At 35.6% G+C, this 15,451-nt stretch carries 16 protein-coding genes and 1 pseudogene; 4 read left to right on the forward strand and 13 right to left on the reverse strand.

Annotation, left to right across the window (positions count from 1 at the left end; translation table 11 throughout):
• Positions 1-237: 237 nt before the first annotated feature.
• The 6 genes from LG329_RS03895 to refZ form a co-directional block, all read right to left on the reverse strand.
• Positions 238-1,839 (reverse strand): amidohydrolase, encoded by a 1,602-nt coding sequence (locus LG329_RS03895; protein WP_404453600.1) that lies wholly within the window; start codon positions 1,837-1,839, stop codon positions 238-240.
• A gap of 137 nt (positions 1,840-1,976) precedes the next feature.
• Positions 1,977-2,171, reverse strand: coding sequence for a small, acid-soluble spore protein, alpha/beta type (locus tag LG329_RS03900; protein ID WP_404453603.1), 195 nt, complete (start codon positions 2,169-2,171; stop codon positions 1,977-1,979).
• Between the two features lie 113 nt (positions 2,172-2,284).
• The gene (gene thiI / locus LG329_RS03905; protein WP_404453606.1) at positions 2,285-3,484 is read right to left on the reverse strand and encodes a tRNA uracil 4-sulfurtransferase ThiI; all 1,200 of its coding nucleotides are present in this window, start codon (positions 3,482-3,484) and stop codon (positions 2,285-2,287) included.
• 6 nt (positions 3,485-3,490) lie between these two features.
• Entirely contained in the window at positions 3,491-4,630 is a 1,140-nt protein-coding gene (locus tag LG329_RS03910) for a cysteine desulfurase family protein (RefSeq protein ID WP_404453609.1), read from the reverse strand.
• Between the two features lie 144 nt (positions 4,631-4,774).
• Positions 4,775-6,466 carry a septation ring formation regulator EzrA gene (ezrA, locus tag LG329_RS03915; protein WP_404453612.1) on the reverse strand — a complete coding sequence of 564 codons (1,692 nt, stop codon included), beginning with the start codon at positions 6,464-6,466 and terminating at the stop codon, positions 4,775-4,777.
• A 427-nt stretch (positions 6,467-6,893) separates the two neighbouring features.
• A complete protein-coding gene (gene refZ / locus LG329_RS03920; RefSeq protein WP_404453615.1) occupies positions 6,894-7,517 on the reverse strand; it encodes a forespore capture DNA-binding protein RefZ in 624 nt (207 codons plus the stop codon).
• Between the two features lie 261 nt (positions 7,518-7,778).
• Between refZ and LG329_RS03925 the strand changes: the two genes are divergently transcribed.
• Positions 7,779-8,261, forward strand: a complete 483-nt coding sequence (locus LG329_RS03925; protein ID WP_404453618.1) for a GAF domain-containing protein — start codon at positions 7,779-7,781, stop codon at positions 8,259-8,261.
• 246 nt (positions 8,262-8,507) lie between these two features.
• Here LG329_RS03925 and LG329_RS03930 read toward each other — a convergent pair whose 3' ends face one another.
• Positions 8,508-10,385, reverse strand: a complete 1,878-nt coding sequence (locus LG329_RS03930) for a diguanylate cyclase domain-containing protein (protein ID WP_404453619.1) — start codon at positions 10,383-10,385, stop codon at positions 8,508-8,510.
• 376 nt (positions 10,386-10,761) lie between these two features.
• On the opposite strand from LG329_RS03930, the gene rpsD reads away from it, so the two are divergent.
• Positions 10,762-11,364 carry a 30S ribosomal protein S4 gene (rpsD, locus tag LG329_RS03935; RefSeq protein ID WP_404453622.1) on the forward strand — a complete coding sequence of 201 codons (603 nt, stop codon included), beginning with the start codon at positions 10,762-10,764 and terminating at the stop codon, positions 11,362-11,364.
• Positions 11,365-11,573: 209 nt separating this feature from the next.
• Here rpsD and LG329_RS03940 read toward each other — a convergent pair whose 3' ends face one another.
• Positions 11,574-11,741, reverse strand: a complete 168-nt coding sequence (locus LG329_RS03940) for an aspartyl-phosphate phosphatase Spo0E family protein (RefSeq protein ID WP_404453625.1) — start codon at positions 11,739-11,741, stop codon at positions 11,574-11,576.
• 409 nt (positions 11,742-12,150) lie between these two features.
• The gene (locus tag LG329_RS03945; protein WP_404453628.1) at positions 12,151-12,426 is read right to left on the reverse strand and encodes a hypothetical protein; all 276 of its coding nucleotides are present in this window, start codon (positions 12,424-12,426) and stop codon (positions 12,151-12,153) included.
• 225 nt (positions 12,427-12,651) lie between these two features.
• Here LG329_RS03945 and LG329_RS03950 point away from each other — a divergent pair, with 225 nt between their 5' ends.
• Together LG329_RS03950 and LG329_RS03955 are read left to right on the forward strand one after the other, a co-directional pair.
• A complete protein-coding gene (locus LG329_RS03950) occupies positions 12,652-12,789 on the forward strand; it encodes a hypothetical protein (RefSeq protein ID WP_404453631.1) in 138 nt (45 codons plus the stop codon).
• Positions 12,773-12,967, forward strand: a pseudogene (locus LG329_RS03955) (glutathione-dependent formaldehyde dehydrogenase); the annotation flags it as partial. The gene LG329_RS03950 and the pseudogene LG329_RS03955, both read left to right, overlap by 17 nt.
• A 3-nt stretch (positions 12,968-12,970) precedes the next feature.
• Here the strand turns inward: LG329_RS03955 and LG329_RS03960 are convergent.
• From LG329_RS03960 to LG329_RS03975, 4 genes are all read right to left on the reverse strand, one after another.
• On the reverse strand, positions 12,971-13,864 hold the full coding sequence (locus tag LG329_RS03960; RefSeq protein WP_404453634.1) for a GyrI-like domain-containing protein: 894 nt from the start codon (positions 13,862-13,864) through the stop codon (positions 12,971-12,973).
• 128 nt (positions 13,865-13,992) lie between these two features.
• Entirely contained in the window at positions 13,993-14,133 is a 141-nt protein-coding gene (locus tag LG329_RS03965) for a YpzI family protein (RefSeq protein ID WP_080668712.1), read from the reverse strand.
• Between the two features lie 63 nt (positions 14,134-14,196).
• The gene (locus tag LG329_RS03970) at positions 14,197-14,385 is read right to left on the reverse strand and encodes a hypothetical protein (protein WP_404453636.1); all 189 of its coding nucleotides are present in this window, start codon (positions 14,383-14,385) and stop codon (positions 14,197-14,199) included.
• 178 nt (positions 14,386-14,563) lie between these two features.
• The gene (locus LG329_RS03975) at positions 14,564-15,433 is read right to left on the reverse strand and encodes an alpha/beta fold hydrolase (protein WP_404453639.1); all 870 of its coding nucleotides are present in this window, start codon (positions 15,431-15,433) and stop codon (positions 14,564-14,566) included.
• Between the last annotated feature and the right edge of the window lie 18 nt (positions 15,434-15,451).

Below are 15,451 nucleotides of genomic sequence, written 5' to 3' on the forward strand. Positions count from 1 at the left end.
GGTCAGCTCATAACTTCAGTGATTGGAGCTGCGGGTAGTCGACTCCTGCGGGAGGAAAGGCATAGGTGAGACCCCGGAGCGCGGAGCGCGAGGAGGCTCACCAGCCACCCGCGGAAATCGACTACCCGCAGCGGAAATCACGTTTCTGTTACATCGCAGTTTATTTCCGGAGCGGTACGCTATGACGCAGTTTATATCAACTATGAAGATGAAAAAGAAAAAATCCTTACTACAAACTTAGTAGTAAGGATTTCTTTTATAGACAATTTCACCATCAATGACCGTCATGTATATGTCAATTTCATGGATTTGTTCCGGATCTACTTGGAAAATATCTTCCTCCAAAATCGTAAAATCTGCAGCATATCCCTCAATCAATCTTCCACGCGTTGATTCTTGATTTATCGCATATGCACTTCCATGTGTATAGATATGGATTGCCTCATAAACAGATAATGATTCTTCAGGATTATAGACCTTACCGTCATAAGATGCTTTTCGAAGGATTGCCGCCTGTATTCCTAATAAAGGACTTACCTCTTCAATTGGTGCATCAGAGCTTCCTGCACAGTGAACACTCTGGTCAATCATTGTTTTCCATGCATATGCAAGCTTTAATCTTTCTTCGCCTAAACGGTCAATTGCCCATGGAAAATCAGACGTTACAAATAAAGGCTGGATATCAACTGCAACGGGTAATATTTTTAACAACTCTAGTGCACGTTCGTTTAGGATTTGCCCATGAATAAGTCGATCCCTGCGTCCATTCGATAGTGGATTACGATTTATTATTTTCAGTACCTCTTCGGCAGCTCGATCGCCTATTGCATGGACCGCGATGGGTAGTCCGTGGTTCCTAGCTTCTTTGACAACCTTCTCAAGATTCTCTAAGCTAAGAATCGCTACCCCGTTATTGCCGGGATCATCACTGTACTCTTCTGTTAACCATGCAGTTCTTCCTCCAATAGCACCATCAGCAAAGATCTTTATGGCACCTAACTCCACATAATCCGTACCATCTAACCAACCGAGGTTTTGATTAAACATATCTTGGATAACTTCATGATGCACCAGTAAATGCGCTTTAAATTTTTTATTTATACCATCTATTCCATCGATAAATGCACGATAGGTTTTATCAAAGCTACCGTAATAACTTAAATCTTCACTATGGCCTCCAACTAAACCTTTTGATACCAAGTCATCTACCGCAATTTCGATAACCTTTTGTAAATAGTCCTTCGAAACACTTGGTAGGGATTTCTTGATTAAATCTTGTGCTGTATCAAGGAAATAACCAGTTATATCATTGTTATCATCTCGAACAATTATTCCGCCCTGAGGATCAGACGTATCCTTTTTAACGTTAGATAAATCGATTGCATGTGAATTTGCCAAAAGTGCATGGCGACATACACGCGTTAGCATGAGCGGATTATTGGGACAAATCTCATCTAACTCTGATCGATGTATAATAACAGGGTCTTCCCATTGATTTTCATTCCAGCCCTCGCCGATTAACCATTCACCTTCTGATAAATTTGCAGTTCGATTCCGTAGAGCCTCTTTTACCTCGTCTGCCGATTTTAATTGTGACAAATCGAGCCTTAGAAGCTTTTCACCGTGCATTAAAATATGTAAATGGCTATCAATAAATCCCGGTAACATTGTTTTTCCTTGCAGGTTAATTTCGTTTTCAATACTGTTAAAATAGGTGTGATATATCTTTTCGTATGTACCAACCGCAACGATTTTATCATTTTCTGTATAAACCGCTTCAACCGCATCCCCTTCATGTTGCATCGTATATATATGACCACCAAACCATAAATCCCCCATAATACATCCCCCTTCCAGCATGATACATATCTATGTATTAGTTAATAATTTACCACTTTATCACACCTAATAAAAGGAATATAAAAAAGCTACCTCAAATTTTGAGGTAGCTCGTTGCCAAATTATTATATTTTTAATTACTTTCCACCAAATTGTTGCTCAGCCATTTGTACAAGGCGTTTTGTGATTTCTCCTCCAACTGAACCGTTTGAACGAGAAGTTGTGTCAGCACCAAGGCTTACACCAAATTCTTGTGCGATCTCATATTTCATTTGATCAAGAGCTTGTTGTACACCAGGCACTACTAATTGGTTTGAATTGTTGTTAGCCATATGTCAATTCACCTCCTTGATAATTTTATATTGTGTCAGAAGGAGGTAAACCATTCATGAAATAAGATGGTAGATGTTGTAAGAATTATGTGAGCCCCGGTAAAATAAATTCCTTAGAATAAATCTTCGTATTGTTCTTCCTGACTTTCTTTCGTAATCTTAATTACTTCTGTCTCTTCTACTGCTTCTTGTATTAAATCATCGAAATTAATCGTTGATTCAAAATAACTTACTTTTTCGCGTTTAGGTTTAGTTTTAGGAGCTTTTGGGACAAATATGGTACAGCAGTCCTCAAATGGCCGAATCGAAATATCATATGTGCTAATTTTTCTTGAAATATCTATAATATCGAGTTTGTCCATCGTAATTAATGGTCTGATGACTGGATAATTTGTGACCTCGTTTATGCAGTTCATACTTTCCATCGTTTGACTTGCAACTTGTCCAAGACTTTCACCAGTTGTCATAGATAATATCGATTCTTTCTTACAAATCTCTTCACTTACTCGAAGCATCATTCTTCGCATAATTGTCATCGAATAACGATCAGGCATATGTTGAAAAACTAATTGCTGAAGTTTTGTAAATGGCACAATGTGCAACTTTATAGATGGACCGTAATTCGTTAATTCAGATGCTAAATCTAATACTTTTTGTTTAGCACGTTCACTTGTAAATGGCGGTGAATGAAAATGAACTGCTTCGATCGCCACACCACGTTTCATCGCTAAGTAACCCGCAACTGGACTGTCAATTCCACCAGATAATAGTAATAATGATTTACCTGAAGTACCGACTGGAAAACCTCCGGCGCCTTTGATGACTTCTGAAGTAATATAGGTCGCCTCTGTTCGAATTTCTATTTTCATATCTAAATCTGGTTGGTGAACATCAACTGTATAGCCATTCGAATTTACGAGTAGATATGCTCCAACTTCGCGGTTAAATTCCTGTGATCGAATAGGGAAACTTTTATCGATTCGTTTAACACTAATTTTAAAAGTCTTCGTCTCCACACTATTTTTTAACGCATATAACGCAGCATCTTTTATTTGTTGATCATCATTTGCTACTTTTATAGCTAAGCTCAAGCTCTGAATACCAAATACCTCTTTACATATATCCATTACTGGGTTTGGGTCTTGACCATGCAGTTGAACAAACATACGTCCCTGTGTCCGCTTCACCTTAACCTCAGGAAATGCCGCCAGCAGATTGCGTAAGTTATCCTGCAATTTACTATAAAATTTCTTTCTATTTTTACCTTTTAACGCCATTTCGCCATAGCGAATTAATATATGATCAAATTCCATGTTTATCTACCCCACTATTTTCTTCAATTCATTTATTACTCTTTCCATAGCCATGATAAACATGTCCAACTCTTCTTTCGTTGTGTCATAAGACATGCTAATTCTTAGGCCAGAAATCGTTCGTTCCTCGTTAAAACCTAAAGCAGCCAGTACCCTACTTTCGTCCGTTAGCTTTGAAGAACAAGCAGATTTTGTAGAAATAAATATTTCCTGTTCGCCAAGTGCGTGAATCAAGACTTCTGGTTTTATCCCCAACACAGAAAAGTTAATGATATGTGGTGCGGCTATCGTTGGAGTATTGATTACGACACTATTTATTTCAGCTATTCGTTGCATTACATAATCACGTAATCCTGTTAAAAACGCAGCATCTTGTTTTTTTCGTTCGAAAATCAATCTGATTGCTTTAACCATCGCAACAGCACCTGCCAGGTTCTCAGTACCTGACCGGATTGACCTTTCCTGGCTTCCACCATGAAAAAGTGGAAATAATTTTGTTCGACTCGAAATATATAAAATACCAGTTCCCTTGAGACCGTGAATTTTATGTCCCGAAATGGTGCATAAATCAATTCCACTGTCCGTTAATTGTAAAGGAACTTTACCTAAACCTTGTACATGATCAACATGAAAAAATAGCTTCGGATGTTTTTTTGCAATTTCTCCGATTTCACGAATAGGCTGAATAGATCCAATTTCATTATTAACGTGCATAATACTAATTAATATTGTATCTGTTTTAATCGCATTCGATACATCCTTTACAGATACCAAACCATCAGAATCAACAGGTAAATATGTGATTTCAAATCCTAATGTTTCAAGTGATTGACATGCTTCATATACGGATGGATGTTCAATTTGCGAAGTAATAATATGTTTACCACGTTGCTGATGTTGCAATGCTATTCCCTTAATTGCCATGTTATTTCCTTCTGTTCCACCGGATGTAAATATAATCTCATTATTTGCTACATGGAAAATTTGTGCTGCTTGGGACTTTGCTTTTTGTAACAATTTTTCTGCATCGCCACCTAGTTGATGTATCGATGATGGGTTTGCAAAAAACTTCTCTGAAACTTGGTTATAACTTTGTAAAACAGAGGGATGAGGTTTGGTTGTTGCGCTATTATCTAAATAAATCATATGTCAATCTCCCACTTGATTTTTTTAATTTGTAAAGCATCAAACAATAATGAAGGCTGGCTTAAGAAAAAGGAAAATACCCCCATTTCATAAGACAGCCTTCGTTATTCTTCTTGTAGCTAATAACGTATAACAATACCCATTTTAACTAGAAACCTTTTGGTAATCCTCAATACGTTTTAAGGCACCAGGTTCAATTTCTTCAATTGCTTTTGCTGCATGTTCAAGGGCTAGCTCATACTCGTAGGACCTAAATAGCCGCTCGGATTCTGAAAGCTTTGCTGCTAAAAGTGGGTATCTACTACGATACCTGTTCGCATATTGGATAACCTGTTCCGTCAAGTATGCCTGATCCAAAACGAAATCTGTTTGCTCTGTAACATGTTCAACACTTTTATTTGCTTCTGATAATGCATGTTGAACTGCGGTCATATCAAGTGGCTTCGTTTCTAGCGCCTTTAGAACTCGATCATTCATCTGATTAGTATTTTCTAACATGCTCCAAATAAAGTTTGGTACACCAGGTAGATTACTTTTCTTTAATTTACGAATCGTGTTATACACCTGATTTTTCATATCATTTAATTTTTCTTTTGCTTCTAATTCATCTTTTCTCAGGTTATGGATAAATTTTATAAAATCTTCATGTTGTTGTGTTAATGATTCAACTTGCTGCATGTTACCATCCAGTTTGTCACGGATTTTCAAATGGGATACTTCATGATCATCTATATTTTCCTCAAGTTCTTCTAGTTGTTTATTAAGCTGTGTAATCGTTTTTTCAAGTGTTAAGTACTTCTCCATATCACTATCTTCAAAGTAATAAGTTTGTCTTAACAATTCCACTTCCATTTTTGTATCTTGAAACATCATATCTAAATCACCAAGATATTTACGGTATGTTGGTATTTTAGTTTCTATGTAACTTTTCGCTATTGCTTCATTTTCCAATAACTGATACATATCCTTAATTCGTTCATCGATTTCTGTAACTGCTTCTTTTACAACTATAACGTCACCTTTTTCAACTGAACCAACGCAGTCTAACAAGCGCCCTTGATAGTTTCGAATTTCCTTTTCAAGCCCAAGGTGTTCAATACGGTAACCATCATCTTTCATATCTTTTATTCCAGAGATTAAAGTGTCGAGTTGATCCGGGAGTTCTTCTTTACATGCTTTATATAAATCTGGAAACTCCTCCATTTCAATTTGCAGCTTTTCTAACTGAACCTTCAAATTTTCCACTAGTTGTTGTGCTTCAAGGTAATCCCCAGAACCCGTTAATTCGTGATATTTACGCAGACCAGCTTCAATCTCATCTAGTTCGACATCAAAGCGAGCTTCAGCCTTACCATATTGATAACGTGTTTGCGATAACTTCTTTCTTAACGCCTTAATTTCCGGTTCTAATCCTTCTATTTCTTTTCTACTTGTTTCTTCAGATTTTATCAATTCATCTAACTCGATTAACATTTTTTCAATATCTTTTTCAATTGATTGTAATGTTTGTTCAACTTTTCGTAATGTCTTTTTCGCTGTAGGAAAGCGATAACGATCTGCGGCTTCCTCTGCGTCAAATAAATACTCTTCAATATCAGGAAGTTGTTTTGTCACTATGTATTCCCAGTGTTCTTTCCAGGATTCAAATTTTTTCTGTGTCTCTCCTGATAGGTTCAAACTTTTAATACGCGCTAGCTGTGCCGCAATATTACGATTCATAATATCCATTTTCCAGCTCTCTTGTCGATCGACAACATCATATATCCTTTTGCGTAAAATAAGCCCTACAATAATTAATGCAATAATAACGAGTACGATTCCAATGATATATGCCATTTAAAGCCTCCTAACTATATTCCTGTATAAGAGGATGTTCTTTTTTACACTTTAAGTGGCCATTTATCGGTATAAAGTATTAGAAAAACTTGGCATTCGCCTCGTCTGTAATAGCGAATGGCGAAGTTATTCTTATACTGGCATTCCTCAAAACATCTATATTTTCCTTAAGTGTAAAAAGATCTAAGGCTTTCGCCATTAATTCTTGGCGATAAGCCAAGATTTCCTAAGATTCTCTCCAAGAACAGGTATCATTTGTGTGTTTTATCTAATTAGTTATAACTTCTACCTCCTAAAAGAGGTGTTAAAGATACTCGTGCTTTTCGTGAAAAACTATAATTCTGTGTTTATTATACTAATGATACCATGTAAATAGCATTTTTGGCTAAAAAATTACAAATAAATTACCGTTTTTACATTTTTTTTATCATTTAGCTAATTGAGCAGTTTCCGACGTGATAAAATCTAGCCATTTATGGATAACTTTCGTGTAGTTTTTTGCAAATAAGTCATGAGAAGTTTTGCCAGATACCTGATTTTTCCACTCATTTTGTAATACGTAAGGTGTAATCAGCATTCCTTTTAGTTGCATTAACAAAAACTGATGTTCCATATTGCTTTTATAATTCTTTGGAAGACTTTCGAAAAATGTATTACTAATAAAATAATTTTCTTTTGCCAGATACGTTACAGCCATTTCCCGAACAAATACCGAGTCAAGTGACAGCTCCCGGTGAATAAAGCAAGAAAATTGATGATTATTTTGTTTATATTGTATAATAGCATCTATTAATAGCTTAAGTTTAACTAAAGGCATCTCCGTATCCTTTTCTTTTAGTACCTCTTCCATTTTGGTTAAGTATGTTTCATAATAATTTGTCACAGCATGCTCTAATAAGCCCTGTTTACTTTTAAAATAATAGCTGATTAGTGACACATTAACTGAGGCCTTTTCTGCTATATCCCTAACCGAAGTACCATGGAAGCCTTTTTGAAAAAATAAAGATGATGCAGCATCTATCACTTTTTGCTTGGTTGGATTATTTTTCATCGAAATTCAACTCCTTATAGTTATTTTACGACAGAGTAGCCTTTAATCCTTCAATTTCTTCTCGACAATTAACGCAAGGGCGAAGTCGAATTTTATCGCAGTTTGACGGGCAGTAAAACCCCCAAGTCAATAAATGTGGGTAGAAGGTAAATTTATGGGGGTCTAACTGCCCGTACAAGCCCGAATGGTTCAACTAACATTCAGTGGGGAAAGAAACCCCTCTGAATGAAGTTTCACTTTATCAAAAGAAAGGAGATTTATATGTTTCAAGCAAGTAGTTATTCAGGAAATCGAGTTAAAGATTATCAATTAGTTTTACAGCAGACAAAAGCATTACTTGCTGGCGAGCCCGATCATATCGCTAATCTATCAAATGCATCTGCTCTTTTAAATCAATTTCTAGAAGATGTGAATTGGGTAGGGTTTTATATTTACAGAGATAATGAATTAGTTTTAGGCCCTTTCCAAGGACTTCCGGCATGTATTCGAATCCCAAATGGTAAAGGGGTATGTGGAACTGCTGTTGAAACAAAAGAAACACAAGTGGTTGCTGACGTTAACACATTTCCTGGACACATTGCGTGTGATAGTGCCAGCCAATCAGAGATAGTAGTACCGTTAATTGTTAACAATGAAATTTATGGCGTATTAGATATTGATAGCCCAAGTACCAATCGATTTGATGAAACAGATAAGGAATATATAGAAAAGTTCGCTGCAATTGTGCAATCGTATTTAAACTAACAGAATGCCTTCCAAAACAATCCCTGTTTTGGAAAGCATTCTTTTTTAAGAGCAAGGAAAGTATAAACGAAAGTCTGTCTAGCTCCAGCGCCCAGCGCCTAATGGACAACACCCATCTCCGTACAATAAGTCAACATCGATTGTTAGAAGGAAGGAGGTTCGATTAAAAACGCCACAAAGCGAACTACCCACGTTGCGTGGGCACAGTCCATACGTCGCTTAACGGGCGCTTGCGCTTTTCTTATTTCAAACAATCTTATCGACTAGTTCTTTTACTACACAATTCTTACCGGTCTTTTTAGCAGCGTATAATGCTTTGTCTGCTCGAATGAAAAGGTCTTTTACATCCACTTTTGTTGTTGAATTCCATGTAGCAACTCCACATGATAATGTCACTTTAGGTTCTGTGAAACTTTCAGTCTGTTTTCTAACTTGCGTCGCAATATGAACGCCTTCGTCAATGGTTGCATTTGATAAATAAATAGCGAGTTCTTCCCCACCCCAACGAGCCGGAATATCATTATCACTTGTGTTTGCCCGTATGATAGAAGCAATTTGAATGATCACCTCATCCCCTATGGGGTGACCATACGTGTCATTTATTCTTTTAAAATCATCGATATCAACAATAATAAGGGTGCCCATTTCATCTCTAGTTATATGTTGTTGAATTTCTTCTTCCAGATGGTTGCGCGAATATAATTTTGTTAAATAATCCGTTATCGCGACTGCTTTTAATTTTTCATTTAATATAGAATTTGTCAATGCTAACGTGAAATGTTGGACAAGTGACTGCATGAGTTTAAAGTTATCGAAAGAGAATGCATATTTATTTTGATGACTTATTATAATCACTCCATAAATGGTTCCAGCATGCAACATTGGAATTGCCATTATAGAGGAAAAAGGGAATTCCAAGTGATCTTTCGTATAGTTTCCACTGATTATAGGTTCTTTTGTTTCGATCACTTCATTGAAAATAATATCTGCGTGCTCTTCTCCCTCGTCGGTAAAAAAGTAATTTGTGCTTCCAGATAAAACATTAATCATGTTGTGCTGCGTTTCACTCGTATAAATAAATCCAACCTGAGTTGCACCACACGCCTCGATTATTTTCTCACGAATGATAGTAGTAATCTGGTTGATGTTTAAATTCGAATTTAATGCGTGTGTAGCATCATTAATTAGCTTTAAATCTTCAACTAAATGTTTTGAGTTCTGGTAAAGAATGGCACTTTCGATTGCTTTACCTGCCACAGTTGCCAACCGTGCAATAAACTCGATCTCCTTTTGTGGAAAATCTACTGTATTTGGTGTAATGATTTGTAAAACACCATATACCCCCTGCTTCCCTCTTAATGGTGCATAAAGACAAGTCTTTTTTTCTTGCACGCGATCTTCCAGCTGAACTTCACCAGTTATAAAAGCCTGTGTACTCACTCTTTTTGTAGCATCATCACTATATTCAATTGTTTTTATAGGTAAAGTTGATTCTTCTTCCTCATAATCCTGTGAGAGTAATATATTATAATCAAATAAAGGATATAAGTTATCCATTGCTTTTGAAAGTTCTGTCAGGATATTTTTATTAGTAATCACTGAATAAAAATTCGTAGTTATTTCAAACAAAAGTGCATTTTTCTCTTCTTTTTCTTTATTTAATTTATCGTAATTGATTATTTTTAAAAGGTTGTTTAGTTCTAGTTTTATCAGATCTAATACTTCTGGAACAAATCTATTATCATTCGGTTGGAATGCTAAAAACATAAATGCATCAGGATCATATTTAGTATGCAGGAAAAGGATTCGTGTAGTTAAATCCTTTTTATTGGCAAATATCAAATCAGCGTGTTTTTCATACTTGTTTTGATCAATATAGTTATGTGTCCTTTTGTCTTTAAATGGTAGTTTTTTTAATTCAACATGGCTATCGCCTGTTGTACGTTCATAGGTTTGTTCCCAATGATTATAGGAATACATTGCAGCATACGGCACCGCTAACATTTCTTGCATTTGAATGGAAACAATTTCTAATAGTTGATTATAGGAGTAATCTGCTATATTTGAAATAAGTTCAAAGAAAATATTCCTGATATTTTCCTTTAGTTGATTTTGATCTATCATTTATGATCACCTATCATCAAATTAATTTTGCTATTTTTTAGACTATGTTTCATTAACATTTTGAATTTTATATATACATTATATAGCAAATAGGAACTTTTTCCTATTATTACGTGTGAAAATACTTATACTTTTTTTGGATTCATTTGCGGAAAAGATTGACTTCTATAGTAGAAACTTATATACTATTCTTTGTGTAAAATAAAAAGGTAGCCTTTGTGAACCGACGCTTGTCATCATTTTATTCCTCAGAGTATGAGGTGTATCGTGTAACTCTCTGCTGCTGGAGCGATGGTACATGAAAATAAAATGAACAACGGATTGGAACACGGTCGCTTATTTTATGCAAATAAAATAATAAAGGAGGAAATGTCCTATGTCACGTTATACTGGATCAGTATGGAAAAAATCACGTCGCCTTGGCATTTCATTATCTGGAACTGGTAAGGAACTAGACAAACGTCCTTACGCTCCTGGTCAACATGGACCGAACCAAAGAAAGAAAATCTCTGAATACGGCTTGCAACAACAAGAGAAGCAAAAACTACGCTTCATGTATGGATTGAACGAACGTCAATTCCGTAACTTGTTTAACGAAGCTGGTAAACAAAAAGGTATTCATGGTGAAAACTTCATGATTCTACTTGAATCACGTCTTGATAACCTTGTATATCGTGCAGGTCTTGCACGCACACGTAGACAAGCACGTCAGCTTGTAAATCACGGTCATGTAACAGTAGATGGCAGACGCGTTGATATTCCATCATACCGTCTAAAACCAAGTCAAGTATTTGGTTTACGTGAAAAGTCGCAAAAACTTGATATCGTTCAAGAGGCAATCGAAGTAAATAACTTTGTTCCAGATTATCTAGCATTTGATGCAGATAAAATGGAAGGAAGCTACACTCGTCACCCTGAACGTACAGAGCTTCCAGCTGAAATTAACGAAGCGCTTATCGTAGAATTCTACTCTCGTTAATTAAAACGCTGTATACAAAAAAACCTGGAATCCGAATTAATCAATTCGGCCCAGGGTTTTTTTGTTTTGTAATAAGCTTTTATTACTAACTATTTTGGGGGAGCTCATTATTCCATTTAGGAATTAGCTTATGGTTTTCTCTTATATAATAATTAAAGATGAGGAAGGGATGTCCCCATCTTTTCAGTAATAGTTTTTTTCAATCGATTCTATGCAACACTTTTCAGTGAAATTTTCATATACAAATTCAACAAATAATCCAGCTCTTGGCTACATTTTATAGCTTCCTTACTTGTCATTCCATCAACCATTCCTATCCTAATCATTACCTGTCTTTTTTTGTTTATATGCTTCAATAACTTTTCTTCATTCTTCAAAATATATAATCCTCCTGTTTTCTTTCTAGTTTGACAACACGAAGAATATTATGCAGGATTTCAGTTTCAATTAAAACAGTTTCGACAAAACTAGTCATGTTTGAACAAAACTAGTCATAGGAACCCCTTCTAAAGGGTAAACATTTAAAAACATAAGATATCATTTTATTTTTTCTTTCGTTTAGATCCGCCATAAATTCCTAGAAAAATAACAAAAATTGCTATCAATATAGAGAAATTCATAGATTTCTGACAACTCCTTCAATAAACAAAATGTTTTACGATTCAACCATTTGAAGGGTTTCACTATTTTAACATTAGAAAAGGGATATCAATTATATTGTATCCCTTTTTATCTGACTATTTATATTTTGTACATCAAGATGAAGAAATAATCCACCTTCTTATTTTATAAAACATCGTCGATATTCTGCTGCGCTTCCTGCACTTGTTGACGTGTATCGTGCAGCTGTTCAGAAGCTTGCTGAAATTGTGGATTCTCGGTTGCCTCCGTACCCGCTTGATTCCGGGCACTTTGTAATTCCTGTTCAGCTTGTTGTAGCTGCTGGTCAGCTTGTTCAAGCAGTTGACGATCTGAACCTTGTGCCTGCAGAACAGCCTGCTGAGCCTCTTTTATTTGTTGACTGGCTTGTTGTAATTTCTGATGTAGGTTCTGTTGTCCCATAAGTATCCTCCTTTGTTCAATGAAAACAATATATATATTGTTCCTTAGATTTTTCGTATTATGTACTACTATATCTTTCAGTTTTTTGTCTACACTTTATTAAGATAAACATTCAACTTGTATCATGCTATATTTGGGAATTTAAGATTTACTTTTCCAAAAAAGGACAAGATAAATTTTACAACATTTTCTTACCGATTCACTAAAAAAGGAGAGTACTCGTACATGAAGGCAGTCACCTATCAAGGTAAACAGGAAATAGCAGTAAAAACAGTAGAATACCCTTCTATCCAGGATCCTCAAGATATTATTATTAAAGTAACATCCACCGCAATTTGCGGCCACACGAAACGTTACGCTTAAAATGGGGCAGGCCCCCGCACGACATTATATGCCTGAACTTTACCAACAAATTGTAGATGAAAAAATTGACCCTACAGATATCATCACACATTCACTACCACTTGGAGAAGCTTCCCATGGATACGATATTTTTAATGATAAAAAAGACGACTGCATTAAAGTAATATTAAAACCATAATTATTAAACCGTCCTGAAGTTAATAAATTTCTTTTTAACAGGTATCCAAATTTCGCTTTTAAAATTTGGTGAATTTACATCTTTATTTTCATTCCACAAGATTTCCGGTCCTTCTACTTGTTCATAATTTGAAGATGGGAACCACTCTGAATAGATACGTCCCCAGACATCTTGCAATGTATCAGGGAATTTCCCTACCGCTTCGAATACCCCCCATGTACAGGCTGGAACTTCTAGTTGTGTCAAACTATCTGGACAATCCTTAGTTGTTGCCACACCTATATAATGATCAAGTCCACCTTTTTCTTCCATCCGGCCTTCAGAAAAGTTCGTGGAGGCGCTAAGCAGACCCATAGGTTCTACATTCGAAAGATTTTTTAGTTTATTGATCATCTCACCATCTAAACTTTTCCACATAGAAGCAATCTCCGGATTCACTCCGTGAAAAATGACAGAAACTCTTTTCTTTATACCTATAATGCGAAATGTCCCTTTCTCTTCAATTCGAAAGTTCATTACATTTCCTCCTTTAATTGATAATTGAAAGGTCATTAATGGATAGGCTTTTATCGATTGTCCATTATTTCTAGCTTCTGACGGTGTTATACCTTGCAAACCCTGAAATGCCCTTGTAAAAGCATCTGGTGAGCTGTATCCATATTTCACCGCAACGTCAATCACCCTTATGTTGCTATGATTCAATTCTAGTGCTGCAAGGGAAAGACGTCTGCGTCGGATGTACTCCGACAATGTAACACCTGAAAGGAAAGAAAACATTCTTTTAAAATGATACTCAGAGCAAAAAGCCAGACTTGCTACTTCTTTAAAGTCAATCTCATTCGTAAGATTTTCTTCAATAAAGTTTAATGCATCATTCATTTTTTTAAGCGAATCCAATTATATGACCTCCTTTACATCAATAGAATAGCAGGAGTTGTATTTACCCATCCGACTTTTCGTGCACATTTATGTAGGGCTGCAACGTAGAAAAGCGATCTCCTGTTTAGGATGACCGCTTTTCCATTTTACTTTTTACCATCGTTTAACCTTCTAGCTTCTTCAGGACTTGACATTTTTGTTGAACCTTTATAGCGAAGACCCACATCGCGGTCTGACTCCACACGGCCACTTTCTCTTAACTTTTTTTCTTGACGGTCTTTTCCCATTTTTAGCACCTCCTAATCTTAACATGAGTCTTTTAAAAATGATTTATTCATACAAAAGCTTTTTTAAAGAAGTTCCGAACCCAGACCAATGTAAATTAAACCTGAAGCCAGTATAAACACCGAAAAGAATAAAGTCTTTTGCAGTTTTGACCAATTCTCCATCCATCCCCATCTTTTACGATTCGTATCAAGCCAAAATAAATCCACCAGAGCCGCCATTACAATAATCAAAATAAATACAACAAAACCCATAGATTGATAGCCTCCAATCATAAATTTGCACTTATATAAATTATAACAATAAAGTACCATGAATATTCAAATATTAATTTTGATAAGTCTTCAGCTTATACGATATACCATTGAAAAACGTAATTAAAGGTACTATCACTTCTATTGAGCTGTGATGGATTTTCCATCTAAAAATTATTTAGCGAAATCTTTCTAAACACTGGATTATAAGGTCTGGTCTATCTTTATGTATTTCATGATCACTATGGTGTGCAATGATAAATTTACCTTCACATGATAATGCAGCTAATTCTTCCTGTAGCTTTCGCCATACCTTTTCATGTAGAACGGCCTCTTCCTCGGGTATCCCATGATCTATATAAGGTTTTGCTGCTAATTCTTTATCTCTTGCTATGACAGTTAGGGGAATATCAGGAAAATCTCCTGATTCTTTAATTATTTCGCCGCTTCTTTTCCAATTATGAAATTCTTCAGCAATCGTTTGAAAAAAAGAAGGTCTTGATATAAAGCTAGTAAATTCCTTTGTTTCATTCTCAGGTAATACCCTTTTATATTCATCGATCATATCTTTAAATATGTGCTTCAATTCTTCTTTAGACTTCTTAGCAGTCGCTTTATTGTTTTCTATCATTTGCACTAAAGAAATTTTTGAATACATAACAGGTAATTCCAGGTTATAAAGTTCTTGAAAGTTATGTGAAGTGGAATCAATTAACAGGACTCCCTTTAATTTATGAGGATACATCTTACTATACTGCTGTGCACATAAACCTCCAAAAGAATGGCCCATTAACATGAATTTATCATTAATATGCAACTTTTCTATTAGAACATCAAGTTCCTGTGCAATGTGCTCCACTGTCCTAGGATTGTCTGATCTTGCACTCTTTCCATAACCAGATCTGTGGTATATGACAACGGTAAAGTCTTCTTCAATTTGTTGATTAAAATTTCTCCAATTATAAAACGATCCACCAATACCTAATTCAATGACTAGTGTAGTTTCTCCTTTCCCAAGAACTTTATATTCAAGCTCTACATCTCTCACATAAACCCTCCTAAATCT

It is taken from the genome of Virgibacillus necropolis (assembly GCF_044793635.1).
GTDB lineage: Bacteria > Bacillota > Bacilli > Bacillales > Amphibacillaceae > Virgibacillus_F > Virgibacillus_F necropolis_A.